This is a genomic window from Neisseria mucosa, assembly GCF_003044445.1.
Taxonomy (GTDB): Bacteria; Pseudomonadota; Gammaproteobacteria; order Burkholderiales; family Neisseriaceae; genus Neisseria; species Neisseria mucosa_A.
Genome location: NZ_POWX01000006.1, coordinates 102,484 through 128,697 on the forward strand (window position 1 = coordinate 102,484; position 26,214 = coordinate 128,697).

The 26,214-nt window shown below is 50.4% G+C and carries 24 protein-coding genes and 1 pseudogene; 19 read left to right on the top strand and 6 right to left on the bottom strand.

The features are described 5' to 3' along the window. The first annotated feature begins 208 nt into the window (after positions 1 to 208). Positions 209 to 1,204 carry an ornithine carbamoyltransferase gene (locus tag DBY90_RS05355; protein WP_107986674.1) on the top strand — a complete coding sequence of 332 codons (996 nt, stop codon included), beginning with the start codon at positions 209 to 211 and terminating at the stop codon, positions 1,202 to 1,204. A 180-nt stretch (positions 1,205 to 1,384) separates the two neighbouring features. On the opposite strand, the pseudogene DBY90_RS13290 reads toward DBY90_RS05355, so the two are convergent. The 5 genes and pseudogenes from DBY90_RS13290 to xseA form a co-directional block, all read right to left on the bottom strand. Further along, positions 1,385 to 1,447: pseudogene (locus tag DBY90_RS13290) on the bottom strand (transposase); the annotation flags it as partial. A 78-nt stretch (positions 1,448 to 1,525) separates the two neighbouring features. Beyond that, on the bottom strand, positions 1,526 to 3,244 hold the full coding sequence (argS, locus tag DBY90_RS05360; protein WP_107986676.1) for an arginine--tRNA ligase: 1,719 nt from the start codon (positions 3,242 to 3,244) through the stop codon (positions 1,526 to 1,528). A 168-nt stretch (positions 3,245 to 3,412) separates the two neighbouring features. Then, positions 3,413 to 4,222 carry a sulfite exporter TauE/SafE family protein gene (locus DBY90_RS05365; protein WP_107986678.1) on the bottom strand — a complete coding sequence of 270 codons (810 nt, stop codon included), beginning with the start codon at positions 4,220 to 4,222 and terminating at the stop codon, positions 3,413 to 3,415. Positions 4,223 to 4,225: 3 nt separating this feature from the next. Further along, a complete protein-coding gene (pssA, locus tag DBY90_RS05370) occupies positions 4,226 to 4,993 on the bottom strand; it encodes a CDP-diacylglycerol--serine O-phosphatidyltransferase (protein WP_003743957.1) in 768 nt (255 codons plus the stop codon). A gap of 561 nt (positions 4,994 to 5,554) precedes the next feature. Continuing rightward, positions 5,555 to 6,904 carry an exodeoxyribonuclease VII large subunit gene (xseA, locus tag DBY90_RS05375; protein WP_107986680.1) on the bottom strand — a complete coding sequence of 450 codons (1,350 nt, stop codon included), beginning with the start codon at positions 6,902 to 6,904 and terminating at the stop codon, positions 5,555 to 5,557. Between the two features lie 149 nt (positions 6,905 to 7,053). Here xseA and DBY90_RS05380 point away from each other — a divergent pair, with 149 nt between their 5' ends. From DBY90_RS05380 to DBY90_RS05465, 18 genes are all read left to right on the top strand, one after another. Further along, positions 7,054 to 8,250, top strand: a complete 1,197-nt coding sequence (locus tag DBY90_RS05380; protein ID WP_107986682.1) for a PIN domain-containing protein — start codon at positions 7,054 to 7,056, stop codon at positions 8,248 to 8,250. Positions 8,251 to 8,302: 52 nt separating this feature from the next. Next, positions 8,303 to 9,328, top strand: a complete 1,026-nt coding sequence (gene lpxK / locus DBY90_RS05385) for a tetraacyldisaccharide 4'-kinase (protein ID WP_107986684.1) — start codon at positions 8,303 to 8,305, stop codon at positions 9,326 to 9,328. A 48-nt stretch (positions 9,329 to 9,376) separates the two neighbouring features. Beyond that, on the top strand, positions 9,377 to 9,913 hold the full coding sequence (locus tag DBY90_RS05390; RefSeq protein WP_003756150.1) for a DUF2059 domain-containing protein: 537 nt from the start codon (positions 9,377 to 9,379) through the stop codon (positions 9,911 to 9,913). Positions 9,914 to 9,933: 20 nt separating this feature from the next. Further along, complete coding sequence (locus tag DBY90_RS05395; RefSeq protein WP_070494015.1) at positions 9,934 to 10,515, top strand: DUF2059 domain-containing protein; 582 nt, start codon at positions 9,934 to 9,936, stop codon at positions 10,513 to 10,515. A gap of 59 nt (positions 10,516 to 10,574) precedes the next feature. Further along, the gene (locus DBY90_RS05400; RefSeq protein ID WP_002221286.1) at positions 10,575 to 10,757 is read left to right on the top strand and encodes a Trm112 family protein; all 183 of its coding nucleotides are present in this window, start codon (positions 10,575 to 10,577) and stop codon (positions 10,755 to 10,757) included. After that, on the top strand, positions 10,754 to 11,515 hold the full coding sequence (kdsB, locus tag DBY90_RS05405) for a 3-deoxy-manno-octulosonate cytidylyltransferase (protein ID WP_070493896.1): 762 nt from the start codon (positions 10,754 to 10,756) through the stop codon (positions 11,513 to 11,515). The genes DBY90_RS05400 and kdsB overlap by 4 nt, the downstream gene beginning before the upstream one ends. A gap of 113 nt (positions 11,516 to 11,628) precedes the next feature. Further along, positions 11,629 to 12,294, top strand: a complete 666-nt coding sequence (locus tag DBY90_RS05410; protein WP_070493899.1) for a hypothetical protein — start codon at positions 11,629 to 11,631, stop codon at positions 12,292 to 12,294. Between the two features lie 93 nt (positions 12,295 to 12,387). Then, on the top strand, positions 12,388 to 12,906 hold the full coding sequence (locus DBY90_RS05415) for a 3-deoxy-manno-octulosonate cytidylyltransferase (RefSeq protein WP_070493903.1): 519 nt from the start codon (positions 12,388 to 12,390) through the stop codon (positions 12,904 to 12,906). 82 nt (positions 12,907 to 12,988) lie between these two features. Beyond that, a complete protein-coding gene (adk, locus tag DBY90_RS05420; RefSeq protein WP_002232195.1) occupies positions 12,989 to 13,636 on the top strand; it encodes an adenylate kinase in 648 nt (215 codons plus the stop codon). 357 nt (positions 13,637 to 13,993) lie between these two features. After that, positions 13,994 to 14,734 (top strand): orotidine-5'-phosphate decarboxylase, encoded by a 741-nt coding sequence (gene pyrF / locus DBY90_RS05425; protein WP_107986686.1) that lies wholly within the window; start codon positions 13,994 to 13,996, stop codon positions 14,732 to 14,734. 54 nt (positions 14,735 to 14,788) lie between these two features. Beyond that, positions 14,789 to 15,751 (top strand): ADP-heptose synthase, encoded by a 963-nt coding sequence (gene hldA, locus DBY90_RS05430; protein ID WP_101809647.1) that lies wholly within the window; start codon positions 14,789 to 14,791, stop codon positions 15,749 to 15,751. An 89-nt stretch (positions 15,752 to 15,840) separates the two neighbouring features. Next, the gene (gene rfaD, locus DBY90_RS05435; RefSeq protein WP_070493909.1) at positions 15,841 to 16,845 is read left to right on the top strand and encodes an ADP-glyceromanno-heptose 6-epimerase; all 1,005 of its coding nucleotides are present in this window, start codon (positions 15,841 to 15,843) and stop codon (positions 16,843 to 16,845) included. A 78-nt stretch (positions 16,846 to 16,923) separates the two neighbouring features. After that, entirely contained in the window at positions 16,924 to 18,465 is a 1,542-nt protein-coding gene (locus DBY90_RS05440; RefSeq protein WP_070493913.1) for a type I restriction-modification system subunit M, read from the top strand. Next, a complete protein-coding gene (locus DBY90_RS05445) occupies positions 18,462 to 19,472 on the top strand; it encodes a virulence RhuM family protein (RefSeq protein WP_107986690.1) in 1,011 nt (336 codons plus the stop codon). The genes DBY90_RS05440 and DBY90_RS05445 overlap by 4 nt, the downstream gene beginning before the upstream one ends. Before the next feature lie 166 nt (positions 19,473 to 19,638). Further along, complete coding sequence (locus DBY90_RS05450) at positions 19,639 to 20,235, top strand: restriction endonuclease subunit S (protein WP_107986692.1); 597 nt, start codon at positions 19,639 to 19,641, stop codon at positions 20,233 to 20,235. Further along, positions 20,198 to 20,779 carry a restriction endonuclease subunit S gene (locus DBY90_RS05455; RefSeq protein WP_411713447.1) on the top strand — a complete coding sequence of 194 codons (582 nt, stop codon included), beginning with the start codon at positions 20,198 to 20,200 and terminating at the stop codon, positions 20,777 to 20,779. The genes DBY90_RS05450 and DBY90_RS05455 overlap by 38 nt, the downstream gene beginning before the upstream one ends. A 42-nt stretch (positions 20,780 to 20,821) precedes the next feature. Beyond that, positions 20,822 to 21,961: an AAA family ATPase gene (locus DBY90_RS05460; RefSeq protein ID WP_107986694.1), complete on the top strand. Its 1,140-nt coding sequence runs from the start codon at positions 20,822 to 20,824 to the stop codon at positions 21,959 to 21,961. Next, positions 21,958 to 25,056: a type I restriction endonuclease subunit R gene (locus DBY90_RS05465; protein ID WP_107986696.1), complete on the top strand. Its 3,099-nt coding sequence runs from the start codon at positions 21,958 to 21,960 to the stop codon at positions 25,054 to 25,056. Before DBY90_RS05460 ends, DBY90_RS05465 begins: the two co-directional genes overlap by 4 nt. A gap of 69 nt (positions 25,057 to 25,125) precedes the next feature. Here DBY90_RS05465 and dapC read toward each other — a convergent pair. Beyond that, the coding region (dapC, locus tag DBY90_RS05470; protein WP_107986698.1) for a succinyldiaminopimelate transaminase at positions 25,126 to 26,214 on the bottom strand (1,089 nt) is incomplete at its 5' end.

A 26,214-nucleotide genomic window follows, 5' to 3' on the forward strand; every position in this document is an offset into this window, starting at 1 on the left:
ATGCCGATTGAAATGATCGGATTCGAAAATACGACCTGACTACAGTGGATTAAATTTAAATCAGGACAAGGCGACGAAGCCGCAGACAGTACAGATAGTACGGCAAGGCGAGGCAACGCCGTACTGGTTTAAAGTTAATCCACTATAAAATAGAGCAGCGGCAGATTGTCCATCAATGCCCGAACTGCCGGAAAGGAGAAATACGAATATGAACCTGAAAAACCGCCATTTCCTGAAACTTTTAGACTTCACGCCCGAAGAAATCACCGCCTACCTCGACCTTGCCGCCGAGTTGAAAGCAGCTAAGAAGGCAGGGCGCGAAGTGCAGCGGATGAAAGGGAAGAACATCGCTCTGATTTTTGAAAAAACATCGACCCGCACCCGCTGCGCGTTTGAAGTTGCCGCGCGCGACCAAGGGGCGGGGGTGACTTATCTGGAGCCGTCCGCCAGCCAAATCGGGCATAAGGAAAGCATCAAAGACACTGCCCGCGTGTTGGGCAGGATGTACGACGGCATCGAATATCGCGGCTTCGGGCAGGACGTGGTGGAAGAATTGGCGAAATACGCCGGCGTGCCCGTGTTCAACGGTCTGACCAACGAGTTCCACCCGACCCAAATGCTCGCCGACGCGCTGACCATGCGCGAACACAGCGGCAAACCTTTGAATCAAACCGCGTTTGCCTACGTCGGCGACGCGCGTTACAACATGGCAAATTCGCTGCTGGTGTTGGGCGCGAAGCTCGGCATGGACGTGCGTATCGGCGCACCGAAAACCTTATGGCCGTCTGAAAACATCGTCGCCTGCGCCCGCGCCGTCGCCGAAGAAACCGGCGGTAAAATTTTGCTGACCGAAAACGCGGAAGAAGCCGTCAAAGGCGTCGATTTCATCCATACCGACGTGTGGGTCAGCATGGGCGAGCCGAAAGAGGCATGGCAGGAACGCATTGATTTATTGAAAGATTACCGCGTTACCCCCGAGCTGATGGCGGCATCGGGCAACCCGCAGGTCAAATTCATGCACTGCCTGCCCGCCTTCCACAATCGCGAAACCAAAGTCGGCGAATGGATTTACGAAACCTTCGGCTTAAACGGCGTGGAAGTAACGGAAGAAGTATTCGAAAGCCCCGCCAGCATCGTGTTCGACCAAGCAGAAAACCGGATGCACACGATTAAAGCGGTGATGGTGGCGGCGCTGGGGGATTAATCTTAACGTAATGCCGAAATAGAAAACGGTTAACCGCGGCTGTCCACACATAGATGGAAATGGCGGCAGAGGGTTATCCTATTTTTTATAGTGGATTAACTTTAAACCAGTACGGCGTTGCCTCGCCTTAGCTCAAAGAGAACGATTCTCTAAGGTGCTGAAGCACCAAGTGAATCGGTTCCGTACTATCTGTACTGTCTGCGGCTTCGTCGCCTTGTCCTGATTTAAAGTTAATCCACTATAGAATCACCATTATTCATTACATAGACAAAGGTCGTCTGAAAAGCGGTTTTCAGACGACCTTTGCTTATGGAGAATGACTTACATCACATCCAACACATCAATGCCCAGCAAATCCAAGCCTTGTTTCAGCGTGTCGCCGGCGAGCTTCGCCAGTTGCAGGCGGCTGTTGCGGGTTGCGCCTTCTGATTTCAGAATCGGGCAGGCTTCGTAGAAGCGGCTGAACAAGGTGGCGGTTTGGTAGAGGTAGGCGGCAAGGTAGTGTGGATATGCCGTGTCTGCCACGCTTTGCAGCACGTCTTCGAATTTCAGAAGCTCGGCGGCAAGCTGTTTTTCCAGCGGTTCGGTTAAAACGGTTGGCGCGGTCGCGTCCCATTCGCCGGCTTTGCGGAACACGCTTTGCACGCGGGTGTAGGCGTATTGCAGGTAGGGGGCAGTGTTGCCTTCAAACGAGAGCATGGCGTCCCAGTCGAACACATAATCGCTGGTGCGGTTTTTGCTCAAATCGGCGTACTTGACCGCGCCGATGCCGACGGTTTTGCCGATTTTAGCGGCTTCGTCCGCGCCCAATTCGGGATTTTTTTCTTTCACCAAAGCAGTGGCGCGTTCGGCGGCTTCAGTCAGCAGGTCAACCAGTTTTACGGTGTCGCCGCTGCGCGTTTTGAACGGTTTGCCGTCTTTGCCCATCATGGTGCCGAAGCCGATAAACTCGGCTTTTGCATCTTCCGGCAGATAGCCTGCTTTGCGGGAAGTGGTGAAAAGTTGTTCGAAGTGCAGGGCTTGGCGGTGATCGACGACGTACAGCAGGCGGTCGGCTTTCAGACGACCTATGCGGTAGCGCAGGCACGCCAAATCGGTGGAGGCGTAGAGGAAGCCGCCGCCTTGTTTTTGCACGATAAACGCGGCGGGTTCGCCTTCTTTATTTTTAAACTCGTCCAAGAACACGACTTTCGCGCCGTCGTCTTCGACCGCCAGACCTTTTTGAACCAAATCATCGACCACGGGCTGCAAATCGTCGTTGTATTTCGATTCGCCCGCCACGTCTTCAGGACGCAGCTTCAAGCCCAGCGTGTCGTAAACGGCTTGGGCGTGCGAGAGCGAAATATCGACAAACTGTTTCCACAACGCCAACACAGTTTCATCGCCACCTTGCAGCTTCACAACGTATTCGCGCGCGGTGTCGGCAAAGGCGGCATCTTCGTCAAAGCGCACTTTGGCTGCGCGGTAAAACTGCTCCAAATCCGCCAGCTCAAACGCGGCGTTGTCTTTTTGCTGCTCGACCAAATAAGCGACCAACATGCCGAACTGCGTACCCCAGTCGCCGACGTGGTTTTGGCGGACGACGGTGTTGCCCATAAATTCCAATACGCGCGAAATACTGTCGCCGATGATGCTGGAACGCAGATGGCCGACGTGCATTTCCTTCGCCAGATTGGGCGAGGAATAGTCGATGACGACGGTTTGCGGTTTATCGGTTTTGCGGATGCCCAAATGGCCGCTGTGCAGCGCGTGGGAAAGGTTTTGCGCCAAAAAGTCGGCACGCAGGCGCAGGTTGATGAAACCGGGACCGGCTACTTCCGCGCTTTCAATTACGGCATTGTCCGCCAATGCTTTGGCGACCTTTTGCGCCAACTCGCGCGGATTTTGTTTGGTTTTTTTCGCCGCACCCATCACGCCGTTGATTTGGAAATCGCCGTGTTCGGCGTTTTTGGTCGGCTGCAAGACAACGGGGCTGTCGGTGATGCCTGAGGCGGCAAAGGCGGCAGCGGCTTCGCGTTCGACGGTTTGATGTAGGTTCATGAAGTTCGGTCTCTCGATTAAATTTAAATAGGCGGTATTTTAAAAGAATTTGGGGTGTTGAAACAGGGCTAAGGTGAAAGGTCGTCTGAAAAAATGTGGGTGGTTTCGGCGTAACCTGCCATGCTCGTTTTCAGACGACCTTTTAATGATGGCAGCGTTTGGGAAAATTCAACGGACAAGGTTCCAAGCCATTTTTATGGCAATCAGCAGAAGCATGATGCCGAAGGAGATTTTGAGCTGGCGGGCGGGGAGTTTGTGCGCGGTTTTGACGCCGAGAGGGGCAAAAATCATGGTCGCGATGCTCAGGATGGCGACGGCGGGTAGATAGAGGAAGCCGCCGGAGCCATGGGGGAGGTTGGGGATGTTCCAGCCGGTAATGAGATAACCGATTGTGCCTGCAAGCGCAATCGGCCAGGCGAGGCCGGAGGATGTGCCGATGGCGCGGTGGGCAGGGAAGTTGCAATACATCAGGAAGGGGACGGACAGCGAGCCGCCGCCGATGCCGACCCAGCTCGAAGCTGCGCCGAACAATGTGCCAACCACGCTCAGGCCGGGTAGGGAGGGCAGGTGGCGCGAGGCTTTGGGTTTGGAGTCGGCTAGGGTTTTGAGGGCGATAAGGGTCAGGAATGCGATAAAGAAGATTTGCAGGGCGCGGGTAGGCATGTATTTGGCGGTGACCGCGCCGATCAGTACGCCAAATATCATGGAGGGGGTCATGCGGCGGACGGTTTGCCAGTCGATGGCGCTTTTTTTATGCTGCGCGTACATGCTGGAGAAGGTGGTGAACACCATCACGGCGAAGGATGTGCCGATGGCGAGATGTTGGGCGTAGGGATGACCGCTGATGCCTTGCAGTTGCAACGTCCACAAGACGACGGGGACAATCAATGTGCCGCCGCCTACGCCGAATAATCCTGCAATAAAGCCCGCCGCGCTTCCGACGGCGAGCAGGGAGAAGATGATGTCCCAAGTCCACATTTTTCAGGCGACCTTTTTTGTTTTACGGCGTTTTTTCAACCAACGCCATACTGCCATGATGTAGCCGGAGAGGCTGTAACCCAGGAAAAACAGGAAAAGTACAAGCGAAGGTTTCCAGTTGATGAGCAACAATACCAACACGGCAAGCACCATGCCCATAAACGGGACTTGGCGGCGGATGTTGATTTCTTTAAAGCTCCAAAACGGGATTTGGACAATCATGGAAATACCGGCGAAAAGCGTGATGCCCAAAGCCCACCAATGTACGCCGGGGAAGCGTTCGATGCTGTGGTTGACCCAAATCAGACCGACAATCAACGCGGCAGCGGTCGGACTGGGAACGCCGATGAACCAGCGTTTATCGACTTTGCCGATGAGTGTGTTGAAGAGGGCGAGGCGCAGGGCGGCGCAGGCGCAGTAGATGAAGGCGACGGAATAACCGATTTTGCCAAACTGCCAAAGCTGCCATTTATAGGCAATCAAGGCGGGGGCGACGCCGAAACTGACCATGTCGGCAAGGCTGTCTAGCTGTTCGCCGAACGCGCTTTGGCTGTTGGTCAGCCGCGCCACGCGACCGTCCATGCCGTCGAGCAGCATGGAGAGGAATACTGCAATCGCTGCCGTCTCATAACGCCCGTGCATGGATTGGGTGATGGCGAAAAAGGCGCAGAACAACGCGGCGATGGTAAAGGAGTTGGGTAGCAGGTAAATACTGTTGCGGCGCAACGAATTTCGCGGCGGAATTGGCGGTTGGTTTTGCATGTTGTCCATAATCGTTTGATGATGCAGTACAAAGCAGATGGAGGGATTATACCGTATTGAGATGAAAATGATTCCGGAATGTGCAGGAAGTCGTCTGAAAATGTGTGAATACCGCTTGGTTTGTTCATTTTCAGACGACCTTTTTACCGAAATATGAGTTTTGCTGTCTTTCTAAAAACAGGAACAATCAGCCGTAAATTGCCGTATTTTTATCAAATCCGAACAACCAAACAATAGCGTGTAGCATGAGCTTTGCCCGCGAAGATCATGATTGGCCTACGGACTTGGCATTCTTACCATATCGGCAAAAGGGATTCGTGAGGGACGGGTCGTCTGAAAAAAAGCAGATCAAATTTTATCAAAGCGAATATTTGAAGAGTGGAGTCAAAGAAAAAGCACAAGGATTGTCATTCCCGCGCAGGCAGGAATTCAGATTTTTGGTTTTCGGAAGGATTTGGAACGCCATTATTCCAAATCTCCGGATTCACGCCTGCGTGAGAATGACGGCAAGAGCAGTTTCTATTTTAATCGACCCTGTTTTCAGACGACCTTCGTCAGTCAAATCAACGATTAATCAAACAATTCCCGCTGTGCCTGCTCTTTGGTCACGCGCACGTCGGTTTCGCCGTCGGCAAAAGTGATGTGCAGTTTCTGCCCTTGTTTCAATGCGTTGGTGTTGCGGATGACTTGTCCGCGTGTGTTTTTAACGACGGAGAAGCCTCGTTCCAGAATCTGCTGCGGCGAGACGGCTTCGAGCAGGGCGGTTTGGGCGGTCAGGCTTTGGCGGCGCTGGGCGAGCAGTTGGCGGAAGGCGTGCGACAAGGTCGTCTGAAAGCGGTCGATGTCTTGCCGGTAAACGGAAATATCGGGGCGGAAATGTTGCAGGGCTTGGGTTTGGCGTTCGAAACGGGCGGTGTGGGCGCGGACGTTTTGCGTCATCGAGTAGGACAGGGTTTGCGCCAGTTTGTGAATGTAGGTGCGCTGTTCGTCGAGTTTTTGGCGCGGATGGCGGATTTGCCGCGCGAGCCAGTCGAGCTTTTGACTGGCATCGAAATAGCGTTGTTCCAAAACGGTTTTCAGACGACCTTTGGCCTGGGCGAGGCGGTGTAATGATTCTTGGCGGTTGGGGCTGACCAGTTCCGCTGCGCCGGTCGGTGTGGGCGCGCGCACATCGGCGACGAAATCGGCAAGCGTGAAATCGGTTTCGTGTCCCACGCCGCTGACGACGGGAATCGCGCAGGCTTCGATGGCGCGCACGACCGGTTCTTCGTTAAACGCCCACAAGTCTTCAATGCTGCCGCCGCCGCGACAGACAATCAACACATCGCATTCGGCGCGTTGCGAGGCGGTTTTAATCGCTTGGGCAATCTGAAACTCGCTGCCCGCGCCTTGAACGGCGGTCGGATAAACGATTACGGGAATTTCGGGCGCGCGGCGTTTCAAGGTGGTAACGACATCGCGCAATGCCGCCGCCGCCAGACTAGTTACGATGCCGATACATTGCGCTCGGGCGGGCAAAGGTTTCTTGCGTTCCGCCGCAAACGCGCCCTCCGCCTGCAACTGCGCCTTCAGCCGCTCGTAGGCTTCGTAAAGCTGCCCCAAGCCTTTGAGCCGCACCTCGTTCACCGTAATCTGAAATTCGCCCCGCGCCTCGTAAATACTGATTTTGCCCGCCACTTCGATATGGTCACCTTCTTTCAAAGGTTTCGCCAAACGCGCCGCCGCACCCTTGAACATCGCGCAACGCACCTGCGCGCGGCTGTCTTTGAGCGAGAAATAATAATGCCCGCTGGCGGCACGGGTCAGATTGGACACTTCGCCCGCAATCCACAAACCGGCAAGATGGTCTTCCAGCAGGGCTTTGGCGAGGGCGTTGAGTTCGGATACGGAAATGGAGGAGGGTGCGAAGAGTTCGGACATTGGGAGCGGGAAGAATAGGGAAAGGTCGGATTATAAGGGGTTTCGGGCGGCATTTGTGCGGAAAGGGCCGTCTGAAAGAAGTCTTTGCCGGATATTATTTTAATAGTATATTGTCCAACTTATAAACGAAAACATTACGGGATACTGTTATGAAACATATTTTGATTGATTTTGAAAACGTCCAACCGGAAGCATCGCAATTGAGCGGAGTGGGTGAAGAAAACTGCCATATCTGGCTTTTTCTGGGAAAGCTGCAACAAAAAACTTTATCGGTGGAGCTTTGCGAAGCCTTATGCAGGTTTGGGAAAAATGTTCATTTCGTACGGGTTGCAAAGACAGGCAAAAATGCTCTGGATTTTTATCTTGCCTATTATTTAGGGAAGATTACGGAACAGGACAAGGAGGCATTGATATGCATTCTTTCGAGGGACGGGGGATTTGATGTTTTAGTCGAACATTTGGAAGATACGCATTTGTGTAAGGGTATTGTCAGATTGGGAAGTTTGGAGGATGCAGGGAAGAATGAGGAATTGTTGTTGGAAATGAAAAAACAACAGATAGGACAAGAACCTAATCTTTCAGAGAATAAGCACCCCGTCAAAGATACGGAAATTGTGTATTCTGAAACTGTTGCTTTACATCAATCTCCTACATTTATTAATTTATGCGTACGAAAGGTAATTGCAGCATTAATTCCGCCCAGTGCTTTCAGACCGACTGTTTTTCACAATTTGGAATCGCGTTTGCATTCTGTTTTGTATCAAGAATTGATCCCCTTTAATCAAGAACAACAAAATGAAATAGTTGGGAAAATTATCCAAAGTCTGCTTAATAAAAAACTGATTTCGTTCAATCCTGATACTAATTTTGTGAATTATCACATCAGCAGTAATGATATTTTAGAGAAGTTGACGTGCAAGCTGATTGAATCAAAAAGTAAAACGGTACAGGGCGCTAGAAATGTTCTGCGTTCGCAATCTAAAATATTTTGTTTGGAAGTGGAAGAAAATACATTAGATGATATTTTAAAATACTGCGAATCCCAGCAATTGATACGTATCAAAGGCGACAAGATAGAATATGCCCCTTTTCCTTTGGAGATTCAAATTCCGAAACGGATTGATATTATGAGCAAAGAAGAAGACATTAAAATAATGAATGCAGTACAGAATTTTTTTAATAAGTCAGCTAAAAATAAACCCAAAACCAAAAAAGCAATAATCAATTCTTTCAAATCCATTCTGAAATTATCGGATGACCATATTGAAAAATTAATTAATGTGCTTGTGAGTCAGAAAAAACTTTCTATTGATAATTTAGGGAAAGTGAACTATCCAAAAAAATAAGGTTTGCCTGTTTTGGATATTTCCCTTATCCCATACACAAAAAGATGCCCGAATGCCCAAACTCCATCAAATCATCGAACGCCATTGGCAACGCCCCAATCGGTTTTTATCTTTACTGCTCAAACCCTTATCCAAGCTGTTTGCCAAAATTGCGGCGAAACGGCGCGATGATTTCGTTTCAGGTCGTCTGAAAAGCGAAAAGCTGCCCGTGCCCGTGGTCGTGGTCGGCAATATCCACGCGGGCGGGACGGGGAAAACGCCGATTGTCGCCGCGCTGGTATCGGGCTTGCAGGAAAAAGGCGTCAAGGTCGGCATCATCAGCCGGGGTTACGGGCGCAAGAGCAAGGCGGTTCATGTATTGAATGCCGCGAGCCGTGCGGAAGATGCGGGCGACGAACCTTTGCTGCTGTTCCGTAAAACCGGCGCGCCGACGGCGGTGGGCAACAGCCGCGCAGAGGCAGGCAGGGCGTTGCTGGCGGCGCACCCCGACATCGGGCTGATTGTGGCGGACGACGGCTTGCAGCATTACGCCCTGCGGCGGGATGTGGAAATCGCGGTGTTTCCGGCGGCGGATACGGGGCGGACAGATTTGGATTTATTGCCCAACGGCAGTTTGCGCGAACCTTTGTCGCGGCTGGATTCGGTGGATGCAGTCGTTGTCAGCGGTGGCAAGGCGGATGCGTCGTTTGCGCCGTCTGAAAATATGTTTCACAGCCGCATTGAAACGGGACGGATTTACCGTTTGAACAAGCCGTCTGAAATACTGGACACAGGCCGTCTGAAAAATCAAACCGTCGCCGCCGTGGCAGGTATCGCCAAGCCGGAGCGCTTTTTCGATTCATTGCGGAGCATGGGCATCACGTTGAACCAAACCGTCGCACTGCCCGACCATGCCGACATCGCAGCGGCAGATTTGCCGGATGCGGACGCGGTGATTATTACGGAAAAGGATGCGGTCAAGTTTTCAGACGGCCTCAATCTGAATCATGTATGGGTGTTGCCTGTTTGTGCGATAATCGAACCTGATTTGGCGGCGTTTGTGTTGGAACGGCTGAAAGATTCCCGACAGGTCGTCTGAAATCAATTGATTCTTTGTTGCTGTTTGTCTTGAATAATAAGGAAATTTATGAACCTGAAAAAACTGCTGCTCACTTTCGTTGCCATTGCCGCCTGTTCCGCCGCAACAGCCGCGCCCCCAAGCGATAAGTCTTTAAATAGATGGATGGAAGTCCAGCATATCGAACGCGACTTTCTCAAAAATTTGACCAACATGGCGGAAGCACAAAACCGACAGCTCATGCAACCGATCATCTCCTCATATCCACCGGAACTGCAGCCGCAATTACAAGCCGCGTCAGACCGTTATATGAACAAAGTGTTTAAAGCTTATTTCACACCGCAACTTAGAAACAAATTAATGAAAGAAATAAAAAAAGTTGCCAAGGACGAGTTCACTCAACAAGAGATTGATGCCATGATTGCGTTTTACGAGACTCCCGTAGGACAATCTATCGTTGAGAAAAATTCGGCATTCATAAAAAAACTCGCCAATATAGGGGCAAGCGAAGCGGATATGAAAGAAATAGAAACAATTAGCGAACACTACCTAATTGAATTTGAAAACGAAATTAAAAAAATATTGTCTGAAGAATGTACCCCCTAAACCTTAAACAGGAGAAAAAGATGAAACTGAAAACCTTGTTATTTCCCTTCGCCGCGCTGGCATTGTGTGCCAACGCATTTGCCGCTACACCCAGCGACGCGTCGTTGGAGCGTTGGTTGGATACGCAGAATTTTGACCGGGATATGGAAAAAAATATGATTAACAGTTTCAATATTGGATTTAAACCATATGCAGATAAAGCCCTTGCCAAAATACCGGAAGCGAAAAAAGAGCAAATGGCAAAAGCTATTGACCGTTATCGCGAAAATGTTTTGAGAGATTTGATAACGCCCGAAGTGAAACAAACTGTCCGCAATACTTTATTAAAGCATGCTAAATCGACATACACGCAAGAAGAAGTTGACAGCATGATTGCCTTTTATAGTTCGCCTATCGGGCAGGCTGTTGTTGCCAAGACGCCTCTTATGCTCAATCAAGCGATGAGTGAAATATCGACGTTTGGATTTGCATTAACAGAAAAAGCTGTACAGCGTCATATGCCTGAATTTGCGAAAGAGATACAAGGTATCATGTGTGACGGCAAAAACCCTGATACAAGCTGTAAACAAGCCAAACAGGTTGGGAAAAAGCATAAGAAATAAATTATAGTCGTCTGAAAATATTTCAGACGACCTCCAATTTATCAAACGAAAGAAACCCCATGGAAAAAAAATTCTTAGACATCCTCGTCTGCCCCGTTACCAAAGGCAGGCTGGAATATCATCAGGACAAACAGGAATTGTGGAGCCGTCAGGCGAAGCTGGCTTATCCGATTAAAGACGGCATTCCCTATATGCTGGAAAACGAAGCACGAGCGTTGAGCGAAGAGGAACTCAAAGCATGACCGAATTCGTCGTATTGATTCCGGCGCGGCTGGATTCATCGCGCCTGCCCGGAAAAGCCTTGGCGGACATCCACGGCAAACCGATGGTCGTGCGCGTTGCCGAACAGGCGGCAAAAAGCAAAGCCGCGCGCGTCGTCGTTGCCACCGACCATCCCGATATTCAGACGGCCTGTCAGGCGCACGGCGTTGAAGTCGTCATGACTTCAAACCGGCACGAAAGCGGCACGACCCGCCTTGCCGAAGCCGCTGCCGCGCTGAAGCTGCCGCAACATCTGGTGGTCGTCAACGTACAGGGCGACGAGCCGCTGATTGCCCCCGAACTCATCGACCGCACCGCCGAAGTCTTGGTGGAAAACAACGTGCAGATGGCAACTGCGGCGCACGAATTGCACGATTTCGACGAATTTATGAATCCCAACGTCGTCAAAGTCGTCCTTGATAAAAACCGCAACGCCATCTACTTCAGCCGCGCCCCGATTCCCTATCCGCGCGATGCCATGCGCGCCGAAAAACGCGAATTGCCCGCCGAAACCGCCGTCCTGCGCCATATCGGCATTTACGCCTACCGCGCCGGTTTTCTGCAACGTTACACTGAAATGAGCGTCTCGCCGCTGGAAACCATCGAATCGCTGGAACAACTGCGCGTCCTGTGGCACGGCTACCCGATTGCCGTCGAAACTGCCAAAGAAGCCCCCGCAGCCGGTGTGGATACGCAAGAGGATTTGGACAGGGTCAGGGCTGCGTTCGAGGTCGTCTGAAAACGAGCGAAGCGAGTTTCGCTAAAATCCGAAATCAGTCGGTTTCGGCATTAGATTTCGCGAGCCAAGCCCGCGCTACGGACTGCTTGAATTTTCTACCATCAGGAATTGCTATGAAACGCAGCATATTGATATTTTTATCCTGCATCGCCCTGCCTGTTTGCGCCGCCGGTTTTTCCGCGCACGTTCCAAAAGGTTGGAAAATCATCAAAAGCGTGAAGGGAGATTTAAACGGCGACAATCAAGCCGATGCCGTTTTGGTGCTGCAAAAGCAAGACAAGGCAAACATCATCCCAAAAGACTCTATGGGACTACCTGAATTGGATACCAATCCGAGGATGTTGAAAGTATTGTTTAAGCAGGCAGACGGTTACAAAACGGCTGTCGAAAACACAACGCTGATTCCGCCTGAAAGCGATAAAGATAATGGCTGTCTTGACGATCCGTTTTCTGATGTATCCATCGATAAAGGTCGTCTGAAAGTGAGTTTGCAGTGGTTTTACAGTTGCGGAAGCTGGTGGATGGGTGACAGTGCCTACCTATTCCGTTACCAAAACGACCGCTTTCTTCTGATTGGGTATACCAATTCCCAACATAACAGAGCTTCAGGCGAAATTGAGGAGTACAGCGACAATTATCTGACTGGGAAGCGAAAGAGAACGACTGGCGGCAATGTGTTCGATTCGTCAGAAGACCATCCGAAAGTCAAATGGGAAAGATTTAAAAAGAAACCTTATCATTTGGACGAACCTTATCGCCATCCTAGAGCAGAGAGATAGGTCGTCTGAAAATGATGAGCCGTAAAAAGCTGTTTTTCAGTAAACACCAAACCCGATAATCCGTTCTACCCAAACACCGACAGAAAGCCCTTTATGACCGATTTACGCCATTTGAGCCGCGAGGAGCAAAAACTGCTTGCCGATGTTGCCCTGCTGGTTCAAAACGACGACCAAGAGTTTAACTATGAAATGTTGAAAGCCGCCGCGCCGGACGAAGCCAGCGGCGAGTTTTGGTTCCGTATAGCGGAAACGCTCAGTACGCTGCCGCCCAACCGTTCGCTGGATTTGCGCCTGAACGGCGGCAGGCTGACGGTTGCCGTGTCGATTTTGTCGGTTTTGCTGCAAGACAGCCCCGAGATTCCGCAGCTTTGGGCGCAAAAGGTGATTGCGCTCAACTACTTGGCACACGGGCATCAGACGCGCGCGCGCGGTTTGGCGCAGCAGGCGGACAAGGCGGCGGAAGCCAACGAGGAAGAGTATTTGGCGAAGACTTTATCGCAAAACCTGCTTTCCACTTTGAAAGACGCATTGGAGCGTTTTCCCGAAGACACATGGTTTGCCGAAATGCGCGATGACGCATGGAAACATTTCGGCGCGGAACAGGCAGTCTGAAGTTTTGAACGATAAACGCAAGCCGTGTAAAATCATTTGAATCATGTTTCAAATCCATATCACTTAACAAGAAGGAACACCTATGAAAGTATTATTGTTAGGCGCGCCGGGCGCGGGCAAAGGCACTCAGGCACAATTCATCACCGCTGCGTTCGGCATTCCGCAAATCTCCACCGGCGACATGCTTCGCGCTGCGATTAAAGCAGGCACGCCGCTGGGTTTGGAAGCGAAAAAAATCATTGACGAAGGCGGCTTGGTGCGCGACGACATCATCATCGGCATGGTGAAAGAACGCATCGCGCAAGACGACTGCAAAAACGGTTTCCTGTTCGACGGCTTCCCGCGCACGCTGGCACAAGCCGAAGCAATGGTTGAAGCGGGCGTGGATTTGGACGCGGTCGTTGAAATCGACGTGCCCGACAGCGTGATTGTCGACCGTATGAGCGGCCGCCGCGTTCACTTGGCTTCCGGCCGCACCTACCACGTTACCTACAATCCGCCCAAAGTCGAAGGCAAAGACGACGTAACCGGCGAAGATTTGATTCAGCGCGACGACGACAAAGAAGAAACCGTCAAAAAACGCCTTGCCGTGTACCACGAGCAAACCGAAGTGCTGGTCGATTTTTACAGCAAACTGGAAGGCGAACACGCACCGAAATACATCAAAGTTGACGGCACTCAGCCGGTAGAAGCCGTGAAAGCCGAAGTATTGGGCGCATTGGGCAAATAAACCCACGGGCAGGCTTCGCACTCTGAAAACAGAAAGTCAGGTTTTCAGACGACCTGTTTTTGATAAACAGCGTGTTGCAACCGAAAAATAATCATTCGGCGTCATTCCCGCGCAGGCGGGAATCCATTTCTGAATTTGGGCAATCGCTGTTTAAATCTGATGAACTGAGTTTTATCGATGGATTCCCGCCTGCGCGGGAATGACGGCTGATGTACCGGTTCAAATTCATCTGAAACAGTTTGTCGGGGGCTTGAGTCCGCGTAGGTCGGACATCAATGCCCGACCTACGGTTTGAATTTACGTTGTTACTGCGAAAAAGACGATAAAGGTCGTCTGAAAACCCAAAACGAAAACACCATGAATCCTTTAATCACCGACTTCCAAACTCCGCAACAACGCACCCCCGTCATCGTTGCCCTTGATTTTGCCAACGAAAAAGACACGCTCGGATTTGTCCGCAACCTTGATCCGGCGTTGTGCCAAATCAAAATCGGCAAAGAGCTGTTTACCGCGACGGGGCGCAGTTTGGCGGAAAGCCTGATTCATCAGGGTTTCAAACTCTTTCTCGATTTGAAATATCACGACATTCCCCACACCGTCGCGCAAGCCTGCAAAGTCGCCGCCGACATGGGCGTGTGGATGGTCGATATGCACGCATCGGGCGGCCGCCGCATGATGGAAGCCGCTGCCGAAGCCATTGCCGGATACGGCACGAAGCCGCTCTTAATCGGCGTAACCGTACTGACCAGCATGGAACAAAGCGATTTGGCGGAAATCGGTTTGAACATCGCCCCTGAAGAACAAGTCATCCGTTTGGCAAAACTGGCGCAAAGTTCGGGCTTGGACGGCGTGGTCTGTTCCGCCCAAGAAGCCGCGCCGCTGCGCCGCGAATTGGGGCAAGATTTTGTCTTGGTAACGCCTGGCATCCGTTTGGACATTGCCGGCAACAACGACGACCAACGCCGCATCATGACGCCCGCCGAAGCATTGACGGCAGGTTCGACTTATCTGGTGATGGGCCGCCCCGTTACCCAAGCCGCCGATCCGGTAGCCGTATTGCGCGAAGTGAACCGCGTGGCGAACCTTGAAGCAAACTGATTTTCAGACGACCTTACAGGTTGAGGCCGTCTGAAAAAACACAACGGAGGTAATATGCCCACCAAGTTCCAACAAGAAACCCTCAAATCCCGTTTCGCACAAGCCAAAGTCCTTGTTGTCGGCGACGTGATGCTCGACCGTTATTGGTTTGGCGATGTGTCCCGTATTTCGCCCGAAGCGCCCGTGCCGGTGGCGAAAATCGGACGAATCGACCAACGTGCGGGCGGAGCGGCGAACGTTGCGCGCAACATCGCTTCGTTGGGCGGCAAAGCAGGGCTGTTGTCGGTAACCGGCGACGACGAAGCCGCCAACGCGCTCGACGCGCTGATGGCGCAGGACGGCGTCGCCTCCTATCTGATGCGCGACAAACAAATCGCCACCACCGTCAAACTGCGCGTCGTCGCCCGCAACCAGCAGCTTATCCGCCTTGATTTTGAAGAACATCCCAACCGCGAAGTGTTGGAGCAAATCAAGCAGAAATACCGTGAAATATTGCCCGAATACGACGCAATCATTTTTTCAGACTACGGCAAAGGCGGCCTGTCGCACATCTCCGACATGATAGATTGGGCGAAACACGCGGGCAAAACCGTATTAATCGACCCCAAAGGCGACGATTACGAGAAATACGCCGGCGCCACGCTGATTACGCCCAACCGCGCCGAATTGAAAGAAGTGGTCGGCAGTTGGAAAAACGAAAGCGAGCTGACCGAAAAAGCACAAAACCTGCGCCGCCATCTCGACCTGACCGCCGTTTTACTGACCCGAAGCGAAGAAGGCATGACCCTGTTCAGCGAAGGCGAACCCATTTACCAGCCCACCCGCGCCCAAGAAGTTTACGACGTATCCGGCGCAGGCGACACCGTCATTGCCGGAGTGGGTTTGGGGCTGGCGGCAGGCTACACCATGCCCGAAGCCATGCACCTCGCCAATACCGCCGCCGGCGTCGTCGTCGCCAAACTCGGTACGGCGGTTTGCTCGTTTGCAGAGTTGAACAAAGCATTGGAAGAGCAGTAATCCCTTTTTCAGACGACCCCATCTTTCCAAGGTCGTCTGAAACGAGTGCAACGAGTTTCGCTAAAACCAAAAATCAAAGGAAACCCAATATGACCATCATCGTAACAGGCGCGGCCGGCTTTATCGGCAGCAACATCGTCAAAGCCCTCAACCAACGCGGCATTACCGACATCGTCGCCGTTGACAACCTGACCCGTGGCGAAAAATTCAAAAACCTTGCCGAGTGCGAAATCGCCCACTACCTCGACAAACACGAATTCATCCGCCAAGTGCGCGGCCATCTTCTGCCTTACGAAAACATCGAAGCCGTCTTCCACCAAGGCGCGTGTTCCGACACCATGAACCACGACGGCCTCTACATGATGGACAACAACTACCAGTACACGCTCGACCTTTTGGACTGGTGTCAGGACGAGCGCATCCCCTTCCTCTACGCCTCCAGCGCCGCCGTGTACGGCAAAGGCGAAATCTTCCGCGAAGAGCGCGAACTTGAAAAACCGCTCAACGTGTACGGTTACTCCAAATTCCTATTTGACCAAGTATTGCGCCGCCGCATGAAAGAAGGACTGACCGCCCAAGTTGTCGGCTTCCGCTACTTCAACGTTTACGGACAACACGAACAACACAAAGGCCGCATGGCATCCGTCGCCTTCCACCATTTCAACCAATACCGCGAAAATGGTTACGTCAACCTGTTCGGCGCCAACGACGGCTACGGCAACGGCGAACAAACCCGCGACTTCGTCAGCGTCGAAGACGTCGCCAAAGTCAACCTCTACTTCTTCGACCACCCCAACCTCTCCGGCATCTACAACCTCGGCACCGGTCGCAGCCAACAGTTCAACGAACTCGCCGCCGCTACCGTCAACGCCTGCCGCGCCGCCGAAGGCAAGCCTGAAATGAGCTTGAAAGAGCTGGTAGAAGAAGAACTTATCCGCTACATCCCCTTCCCCGACGCACTCAAAGGCAAATACCAAAGCTTCACCCAAGCCGACATCACCAAACTGCGCGAAGCCGGATACAAGGAAGAATTTTTGGATGTCAAAGCAGGCGTCGACCGCTACGTCAAATGGATGCTGGAAAATTTGGCTTGATTTGAAATGTCCATAACAAAGGTCGTCTGAAAATATCAGGCGATTTTGACTTGTTTAACTTTTATATAGATTTCGATTATGACCGAAATACAACAACGCGCCCAACTGCACCGCCAAATCTGGAAAATTGCCGACGAAGTACGTGGTGCGGTGGATGGCTGGGACTTTAAACAATACGTTCTCGGCACGCTTTTCTACCGATTTATCAGCGAAAACTTCACCGACTATATGCAGGCAGGCGACAGCAGTATTGATTACGCTGCCATGTCAGACAGCATCATCACGCCCGAAATCAAAGACGATGCCGTCAAAGTCAAAGGCTATTTCATCTACCCCAGCCAGCTTTTTTGCAATATTGCCGCCGAAGCCCATCAAAACGAAGAGCTCAACACCAAGCTGAAAGAAATCTTTACCGCGATTGAAAGCTCCGCCTCCGGCTATCCGTCCGAACAAGACATCAAAGGCCTGTTTGACGACTTCGACACCACCAGCAGCCGGCTCGGCAGCACTGTTGCCGACAAGAACAAACGCCTTGCCGCCGTCCTCAAAGGCGTGGCGGAACTCGATTTCGGCAATTTTGAAGACCACCACATCGACCTTTTCGGCGATGCCTACGAATACCTGATTTCCAACTACGCTGCCAACGCAGGCAAATCCGGCGGCGAATTTTTCACCCCGCAAAACGTATCCAAACTGATTGCGCGGCTGGCGGTGCACGGGCAGGAGAAAGTCAACAAAATCTACGACCCCGCCTGCGGCTCGGGCAGCCTGCTCTTGCAGGCAAAAAAACAGTTTGACGAGCACATCATCGAGGAAGGTTTCTTCGGGCAGGAAATCAACCACACCACCTACAACCTAGCCCGCATGAACATGTTCCTGCACAACATCAATTACAACCAATTCCATATCGAATTGGGCGACACACTGACCAATCCCAAGCTCAAAGACAGCAAACCCTTTGATGCCATCGTTTCCAATCCGCCTTATTCCATCAACTGGATAGGCAGCGACGACCCCACCTTAATCAACGACGACCGCTTTGCCCCCGCAGGCGTGCTCGCCCCGAAATCCAAAGCCGATTTTGCCTTCATCCTGCACGCACTGAACTACCTTTCCGGCAGAGGCCGCGCCGCCATCGTTTCATTCCCCGGCATTTTCTATCGCGGCGGTGCAGAGCAGAAAATCCGCCAATATCTGGTGGAGGGCAACTACGTGGAAACCGTGATTGCCCTTGCGCCCAATCTCTTTTACGGCACCAGCATCGCCGTCAATATCCTAGTTTTGTCCAAACACAAAGACAATACCGACATCCAATTTATCGACGCAAGCGGCTTCTTTAAAAAAGAAACCAACAACAACGTCTTAACCGAAGAACACATTGCCGAAATCGTCAAACTCTTCGCCGATAAAGCCGATGTGCCGCATATCGCCCAAAACACTGCCCAGCAAACCGTCAAAGACAACGGCTATAACCTCGCCGTCAGCAGCTATGTTGAAGCCGAAGACACCCGCGAGGCCGTCGACATCAAACAGCTCAACGCCGAAATCAGTGAAACCGTTGCCAAAATCGAACGGCTGCGGCGCGAGATAGATGACGTCATTGCGGAGATAGAGGCATGAGCATCATCCTTTACACCGCCAGCGACGGCACTGCCCAATTCGCCTTGCAAGAATTTGACGAACAACTGTGGCTGACCCAGGCAGATTTGGCGGAGCTGTACCAAATTACACCGCAAGGCATCACGCAGCATATCCGAGCCGTTTATCGGGAAGGAGAATTAACAGAAGAGGCAACTTGTAAGAAATCCTTACAAGTTCAAACAGAGGGCGGCAGAACCATCAGACGACAGCGAAAATACTATTCCCTGCCCATGATTATTGCCGTTGGCTACCGCGTCCGTTCCGCGCGCGGCACCCAATTCCGCCAATGGGCAACCGAACGGCTGGACGAATATCTGACCAAAGGCTTTGCCATAGACGACGAACGCCTGAAAGGCATAGGCGGCGGCGACTATTGGAAAGAACTGCTCAACCGCATCCGCGACATCCGCAGCAGCGAAAAAGCCCTATACCGGCAAGTACTTGATTTATATGCTACCAGCCAAGACTACAACCCCAAAAGCAGCGAAAGCCAAACCTTTTTTGCCGCCGTTCAAAACAAACTGCACTATGCCGCCAGCCGGCAAACCGCAGCCGAACTGATATACAGCCGTGCCGACAGCAGCAAAGACTTTATGGGGCTGACCACCTTTCAAGGCGCAATCCCCACCTTGAATGAAGCCAAAATCGCCAAAAACTACCTGACCGAAGACGAACTGTTCCGCCTGAACCGTCTGGTTTCCGCCTTCTTCGACCTGGCGGAAATCAAAGCGCAGGAGCAAAGCCCCATGTATATGCGCGACTGGATAGCCGAATTGGACAAATTTTCCGGGCTGTACGGCCAAGGCACATTACAGGGTGCAGGCAGCATCAGCCGCAAACAGGCAGAGCAGAAAGCCGAACGCGAATACCGCGCCTATGAAGCGCGCATCCTGTCGCCGGTGGAGCAAGCCTATCTGGAAAGCGTTAAAGCGTTGGAAAAAACAGCCGTGCAACAGCTTAAACAGAAAAAAGACGGCAAAAAATAACCGCATTCAGGCTACCTGAAAAAGCAGCCTGCACACCATTTCAGGCAGCCTGAAAGCAGGACGGGCTTCAGCCCGCAGAAACAACGGCAAACGGACATAGCGGGCTGAAACCCACCCCACAATCGCCCCACATCTCGCCGCAGCGGGAAAGAAACGGAAAACAACCATGGATATGCAAAGCAAAGCGAAAAAATTGATTGAGATGATTCAGACAGCATCGGTGGAGTGGAAGCCGTTGGGGGAGGTTGTACCCATCTCAAGAGGTAAAAGATTGGTTCGCAGCCAGCTACAAGATAATGGCCAGTACCCTGTGTATCAAAATAGTTTGCAACCGTTAGGGTTTTACGACGACCAAAATTGCAGGGCATATATGACTTTTGTGATTGCAGCAGGAGCAGCAGGTGAAATCGGTTTTAGCGATATTGAATTTTGGGCAGCCGATGATTGTTATTACTTTGACTGCCCCAAAGAAATATTGCATGACAAATTTTTATATTATTTTCTTCTTTCAGAAAGACACCAATTAACAAGCCAAATTAGAAAAGCAAGCGTTCCAAGGCTTGGGCGGGTCTCAATCGAAAAAATCAAAATTCCCATCCCGCCCCTGGAAATCCAACAAAAAATTGTAAAAATACTTGACAAATTTACCAAGCTGGAAGCTACGCTGGAAGCAGAATTAGCCTTGCGCAAACGCCAATACCAGTATTACCGCGACTTTATTTTAGATTTTGACAATCAAATCGGGGGGGGGGTGGATAGCTGATGGCTATAAAGGCCGCCTGAAAGATGTGATTTGGAAGACGTTGGGGGAGGTGGTAAACATTAAGAATGGGAAAGATTGGAAAAATTTGAGCTCCGGCGATATTCCTGTATATGGCTCAGGCGGCGTAATGGGATATGTGGATACGTTTACATATGATAAACCTAGTGTTTTGATTCCAAGAAAAGGGTCTATCACAAATATTTTTTATGTGGATTTCCCTTTTTGGAATGTTGATACTATCTATTACACAGAAATAGACACCAGTAAATTGAAGCCGAAATTTTTCTACTATTTTATGAGAACAATTGATTTAATGGCATTGGATACAGGTTCAGGAAGGCCAAGCCTTACACAGACAATCTTAAATAAGATTAAAATCCCCATTCCCCCACTCCCCGAACAGGAAAAAATCGTCGCCATCCTAGACAAATTCGATACCCTGACCCACTCCATCAGCGAGGGTCTGCCGTACGAAATCGCCCTGCGCCGAAAACAATACGAATATTACCGCGAACAGCTGCTTGCCTTCCCCAAGGCAGCCTGAAATTGGGATTATGTCGTCTGAAGATATTGATAAGGAAATATAATGGGAAAAAGTTTAACTGAAATTGCTGAACAATTGAAAGGAAGCAATAAAAAAGTTCAGCTTATCTACGCCTTTAACGGAACGGGGAAAACGCGTTTATCCGGAGAGTTTAAGAATTTAATTGCTCCAACCAGTTCAGAAGAGTCAGACGGAGAGCCAACAAGAAGAAAATTTCTTTACTATAATGCATTTACTGAGGATTTATTCTTTTGGGACAATGATTTGTTGGCGAACGAAGCTCCAAGATTAAAAATTCAAAAGAATAGGTTTACCGACTGGTTGTTTAGAGATAATGGACTGGATGGAGCTGTTATTAAAAACTTTCAATATTATACAGATGAAAAATTAAACCCTAATTTCAATGAAGATTTTTCAGAAATCTCATTTCATTTTGCCCGTGGTAACGATGAGCAGATTGAAAATATCAAAATTTCCAAAGGTGAAGAAAGTAATTTTATTTGGAGCATTTTCTATGTATTAATCAGACAAGTCATCGCTGAATTGAATATTCCAGAAGATAACGAAGAAGGACGTTCCACAGATCAGTTTGACGATTTGGAATATATTTTTATTGATGACCCTGTCAGCTCTTTGGATGAAAATCATCTGATTCAGCAAGCGGTTGATTTGGCTGATTTGATAAAAAGTAGCGAATCAGAGTTAAAGTTTATTATTACCACACATAATGTTTTATTTTACAACGTTCTATACAATGAACTAAAGTTGAAAAGTAAAAATGGAAGTTATCTTCTGTTAAAAAATGAAGATGGTAGTTTTGATATTCTTGAAAAACGTGGGGATTCCAATAAAAGTTTTTCATATCACCTTCACTTAAAAGGAGTTATTGAAAAAGCTATAAAAAATCAACAAGTAGAGAGATTCCATTTTATTCTACTAAGAAATCTGTATGAGAAAACAGCTAATTTTTTAGGTTATGAAGAATGGTCTAAGATTCTGCCTGAAGATGGTAGACAAAACTATTTTCAACGTATTATTAACTTTACAAGTCATTCTACATTATCAAATGAGGAATTTATTGAACCAACACGGCAAGAACAAGAAACTATCAAATTACTTCTGAAACACTTGCTGGATAACTATAATTTTTTTCAAAGTGATGAACAAAGAGATAATCCATGAACCTCGAAACCAAACCCATCGCCGAAACGCCGAATTTCATTGTGCTCGACCAATATGAAAAAATCGAACAGTCGGGCAGCTACCAATCGGAAAACCAGTTGGAAGCGGAGTTAATCGCCGATTTGCAGAATCAGGGTTACGAATACCGCAAGGATTTGAACAGCCAAAGCAGGCTGCTGGAAAACTTGCGCGCCCAGTTGCAGCGGCTGAACGGTATGGCGTTTTCAGACGACGAATGGGCGCGGTTTTTGACGGAATATCTGGACAGGCCGTCTGAAAACATTACCGATAAAACCCGCAAAATCCACGACGACCATATTTACGATTTCGCTTTTGATGATGGCCGTTTGAAAAACATTTATCTGCTGGACAAGAAAAACCTTGCCCGCAACCATGTGCAGGTTATCAACCAGTTTGAGCAGACGGGCACGCATGCAAACCGCTATGACGTTACCGTGTTGGTAAACGGTCTGCCGCTGGTGCAGATTGAATTGAAAAAGCGCGGTGTGGCGGTGCGTGAAGCATTCAATCAGGTGCACCGTTACAGCAAAGAGAGCTTCAACAGCGAAAATTCGTTGTTCAAATTCCTGCAAATCTTCGTGATTTCCAACGGCACGGACACGCGCTATTTTGCCAATACCACCAAGCGCGACAAAAACAGCTTCGATTTCACGATGAATTGGGCGCGGTCGGACAATTATCCGATTAAAGATTTGAAAGACTTTACCGCCACGTTCCTGCAGAAAAGTGTATTGCTGAGCGTTTTGCTGCATTACAGCGTGTTTGATACGAATGATACGCTGCTGATTATGCGTCCGTATCAGATTGCCGCTGCCGAACGCATTTTGTGGAAAATCAACAGTTCGGTGCAGGCGAAGAATTGGAGCAAGCCGGAAAGCGGCGGCTATGTTTGGCATACCACGGGCAGCGGCAAAACGCTGACCAGCTTTAAGGCAGCGCGTCTGGCGACGGAATCGGCGTTTATCGACAGGGTTTTCTTCGTGGTGGATAGGAAGGATTTGGACTATCAGACAATGAAGGAATACCAACGTTTTTCGCCCGATAGCGTGAACGGTTCGGAAAGCACGGCGGGCTTGAAACGCAATTTGGAAAAAGACGACAACAAAATCATCGTTACCACCATCCAAAAGCTGAACAACCTGATGAAGAGTGAAGATAATCTGCCGGTTTATCACCAGCAGGTTGTATTTATTTTCGACGAATGCCATCGCTCGCAATTCGGCGAAGCGCAAAAAAATCTGAAAAAGAAATTCAAGAAATTCTGCCAGTTCGGCTTTACCGGTACGCCGATTTTTCCCGAAAACGCTTTGGGCGCGGAAACCACGGCGGGCGTGTTCGGGCGGGAGTTGCATTCTTATGTGATTACCGATGCCATCCGCGATGAAAAAGTATTGAAATTCAAAGTGGATTACAACGATGTGCGCCCGCAGTTCAAAGCCGTGGAAGCGGAACAGGACGAGAAGAAACTGAGTGCCGCCGAAAACCGCCAAGCCCTGCTTCACCCCGAACGCATCCGCGAAATCACGCAATATATCCTGAACCAGTTCAGGCAGAAAACGCACCGGCTGAATGCGGGCGGCAAAGGCTTTAACGCCATGTTTGCCGTCAGCAGCGTGGATGCGGCGAAGTGCTATTACGAAGCGTTCAAAACACAACAGGCAGGCAGCCTGCACCCGTTGAAAGTAGCCACCATTTTTTCCTTTGCGGCCAACGAAGAGCAAAATGCCGTCGGTGAAATTGTCGATGAAACCTTTGAACCGGAAGCGATGGACAGCAGCGCGAAAGAATTTTTGCAGGCTGCCATCAACGATTACAACGCCTGTTTCAAAACCAATTTCGGCACGGACAGCAAAGCCTTTCAGAACTACTACCGCGATTTGGCAAAACGGGTAAAAAACCAGGAAGTGGATTTGCTGATTGTGGTCGGCATGTTTTTGACGGGTTTTGACGCGCCGACGCTGAACACGCTGTTTGTCGATAAAAATCTGCGCTATCACGGCCTGATGCAGGCGTTTTCGCGCACCAACCGCATTTACGATGCCACCAAAACCTTCGGCAACATTGTCTGCTTCCGCGATTTGGAGCAGGCAACCATTGATGCGATTACCCTGTTTGGCGACAAAAACACCAAAAATGTGGTGCTGGAAAAAAGTTACGAAGAATACATGAACGGCTATACCGACAGCCTGACCGGCGAAGCGCGGCGCGGTTATTTAGATGTGGCAAAAGAATTGCGCCAACGTTTCCCCGATCCCGACAAAATCGAAACGGAAAAAGATAAAAAAGATTTTGCCAAACTTTTCGGCGAATACCTGCGGGCGGAAAACGTATTGCAGAACTACGATGAATTTGCCGCATTGCGCGAGTTGCAGAATGTGGATGCGGCGGACGAAGATGCTATGAAGGCGTTTCAGGAAAAATACTACCTGAGCGATGAAGATGTGCAGGAAATGCGGAAAGTGCCGATGCCGTCTGACAGGGCAGTACAGGACTACCGTTCCACCTATAACGACATCCGCGACTGGCTGCGCCGCCAAAAAGCAGGCGAACAGAAAGAACAGTCAAAAATCGATTGGGACGATGTGGTTTTTGAGGTGGATTTGCTCAAATCGCAGGAAATCAATCTGGATTACATCTTGCAACTGGTTTTCGAGCATCACAAAAAAATCAAAGGCAAAGCGGAGCTGGTGGAAGAAATCCGCCGCATCATCCGCGCAAGTATCGGCCAACGCGCAAAAGAAAGCCTGATTGTGGATTTCATCAACGATACGGATTTGGACAAAGTACCCGACGTTCCCACCATACTGGAAACCTTCTACACCTACGCGCAAGAGGTGATGAGGAGTGAAGCCGCAGAGCTGATTGCCGCCGAAGGCCTGAACGAAACCGCCGCCAAACGCTATTTGACAGGCTCGCTCAAACGCGGCTATGCCAGCGAAAACGGTACGGAACTGACCGAAATCCTGCCGAAAATGAGTCCGCTCAACCCGCAATATCTGACGAAGAAACAAAGCGTTTTTCAGAAAATTGCGGCGTTTGTGGAGAAGTTTAAGGGGGTGGGAGGAAATCTCTAAATCAAAAAGGTGGTCTGAAAACTTGGATTTAAAGTTTTCAGACCACCTTTTATTGAATTACCACTTTATTCAGCGATATAGGGAAACGATGGTTTTGGCAGCTTTGACGCAGCTATCGACATCGGCGACCAAGGCGATGCGGACGTAGCCTTCTCCGGGATTGCCCCATTCGGTATCGCGGGCGAGAAAGCGGCCGGGAAGGACTTGGATGGCGGCTTTTTGCCAGAGGTTTTTGGCAAATGCCAAGTCGTCGCCATCGGGGACTTTCAGCCAGATGTAGAACGATGCGTCGGGCAGTTCGACATCGAATACCTGCTGCAAAATGGGGATGACGCGGTCGAATTTTTCCTGATACAGGCAGCGGTTGGCGATGACGTGTTCTTCGTCGTTCCATGCGGCGATGCTGGCGCGTTGGACAGGGATGCTCATTGCGCTGCCGTGGTAGGTGCGGTAGAGCAGGAAGTTTTTAAGCAATTCGGCATCGCCTGCGACAAAACCGGAGCGCAGCCCAGGGACGTTGGAACGTTTGGAAAGGCTGGTGAACATGACGATATTGCGGTTGCTGCGCCCTAATTGCGCTGCTGCCTGTAAGCCGCCTATGGGTTTGTTGCCGTCGAAATAGATTTCGGAATAGCATTCGTCGGAAGCGATGATGAAACCGTATTTGTCTTGCAGATCAAAGATTTCTTGCCAGTCTTCCAGTTGCAGGACGCTGCCGCTGGGGTTGTTGGGCGAGCAGACGAACATGACTTTGGTGCGTTGCCATACGTCTTCGGCGATGCTTTTCCAATCAGGCTTGAAGGACGGTGCGGGACAGTTGGCAAAACGGATTTCGCCGCCACCGAGAATGGCTGCGCCTTCGTAGATTTGGTAGAACGGATTGGGGCTGAGGACGACGGGTTTGAGGTCGTCTGAAACGGGATTTAAGACAGCTTGAACGAAGGAAAACAAGGCTTCGCGGCTGCCGAGTACGGGCAGGACTTCCGTATCGGGATTGACGGTCAACCCGTCGTAACGGCGTTGCAGCCAGTCGGCGCAGGCTTGGCGCAGTTCGGGCAAGCCTGCGGTCAGGGGGTATTTTTCCAGTTCGTACAGCGAGGCGGTCAGTGCATTGGTGATAACTTCGGGGGTGGGGTGTTTCGGCTCGCCGATGTGCAG

Excerpts from the sequence above, each read along its gene's own strand:
- DBY90_RS05445 (WP_107986690.1), top strand. The coding sequence starts at position 18,462 with ATGAGCATCATCCTTTACACCGCCAGCGACGGCACTGCCCAATTCGCC.
- DBY90_RS05395 (WP_070494015.1), top strand. The coding sequence starts at position 9,934 with ATGAAACTGAAAACCTTGTTATTTCCCTTCGCCGCGCTGGCATTGTGT.
- lpxK (WP_107986684.1), top strand. The coding sequence starts at position 8,303 with ATGCCCAAACTCCATCAAATCATCGAACGCCATTGGCAACGCCCCAAT.
- adk (WP_002232195.1), top strand. The coding sequence starts at position 12,989 with ATGAAAGTATTATTGTTAGGCGCGCCGGGCGCGGGCAAAGGCACTCAG.
- xseA (WP_107986680.1), bottom strand. The coding sequence starts at position 6,904 with ATGTCCGAACTCTTCGCACCCTCCTCCATTTCCGTATCCGAACTCAAC.
- DBY90_RS05365 (WP_107986678.1), bottom strand. The coding sequence starts at position 4,222 with ATGTGGACTTGGGACATCATCTTCTCCCTGCTCGCCGTCGGAAGCGCG.
- DBY90_RS05390 (WP_003756150.1), top strand. The coding sequence starts at position 9,377 with ATGAACCTGAAAAAACTGCTGCTCACTTTCGTTGCCATTGCCGCCTGT.
- hldA (WP_101809647.1), top strand. The coding sequence starts at position 14,789 with ATGCCCACCAAGTTCCAACAAGAAACCCTCAAATCCCGTTTCGCACAA.
- DBY90_RS05355 (WP_107986674.1), top strand. The coding sequence starts at position 209 with ATGAACCTGAAAAACCGCCATTTCCTGAAACTTTTAGACTTCACGCCC.
- DBY90_RS05380 (WP_107986682.1), top strand. The coding sequence starts at position 7,054 with ATGAAACATATTTTGATTGATTTTGAAAACGTCCAACCGGAAGCATCG.
- pyrF (WP_107986686.1), top strand. The coding sequence starts at position 13,994 with ATGAATCCTTTAATCACCGACTTCCAAACTCCGCAACAACGCACCCCC.
- kdsB (WP_070493896.1), top strand. The coding sequence starts at position 10,754 with ATGACCGAATTCGTCGTATTGATTCCGGCGCGGCTGGATTCATCGCGC.
- DBY90_RS05440 (WP_070493913.1), top strand. The coding sequence starts at position 16,924 with ATGACCGAAATACAACAACGCGCCCAACTGCACCGCCAAATCTGGAAA.
- DBY90_RS05450 (WP_107986692.1), top strand. The coding sequence starts at position 19,639 with ATGGATATGCAAAGCAAAGCGAAAAAATTGATTGAGATGATTCAGACA.
- DBY90_RS05460 (WP_107986694.1), top strand. The coding sequence starts at position 20,822 with ATGGGAAAAAGTTTAACTGAAATTGCTGAACAATTGAAAGGAAGCAAT.
- rfaD (WP_070493909.1), top strand. The coding sequence starts at position 15,841 with ATGACCATCATCGTAACAGGCGCGGCCGGCTTTATCGGCAGCAACATC.
- DBY90_RS05410 (WP_070493899.1), top strand. The coding sequence starts at position 11,629 with ATGAAACGCAGCATATTGATATTTTTATCCTGCATCGCCCTGCCTGTT.
- DBY90_RS05465 (WP_107986696.1), top strand. The coding sequence starts at position 21,958 with ATGAACCTCGAAACCAAACCCATCGCCGAAACGCCGAATTTCATTGTG.
- pssA (WP_003743957.1), bottom strand. The coding sequence starts at position 4,993 with ATGGACAACATGCAAAACCAACCGCCAATTCCGCCGCGAAATTCGTTG.
- DBY90_RS05415 (WP_070493903.1), top strand. The coding sequence starts at position 12,388 with ATGACCGATTTACGCCATTTGAGCCGCGAGGAGCAAAAACTGCTTGCC.
- DBY90_RS05400 (WP_002221286.1), top strand. The coding sequence starts at position 10,575 with ATGGAAAAAAAATTCTTAGACATCCTCGTCTGCCCCGTTACCAAAGGC.
- argS (WP_107986676.1), bottom strand. The coding sequence starts at position 3,244 with ATGAACCTACATCAAACCGTCGAACGCGAAGCCGCTGCCGCCTTTGCC.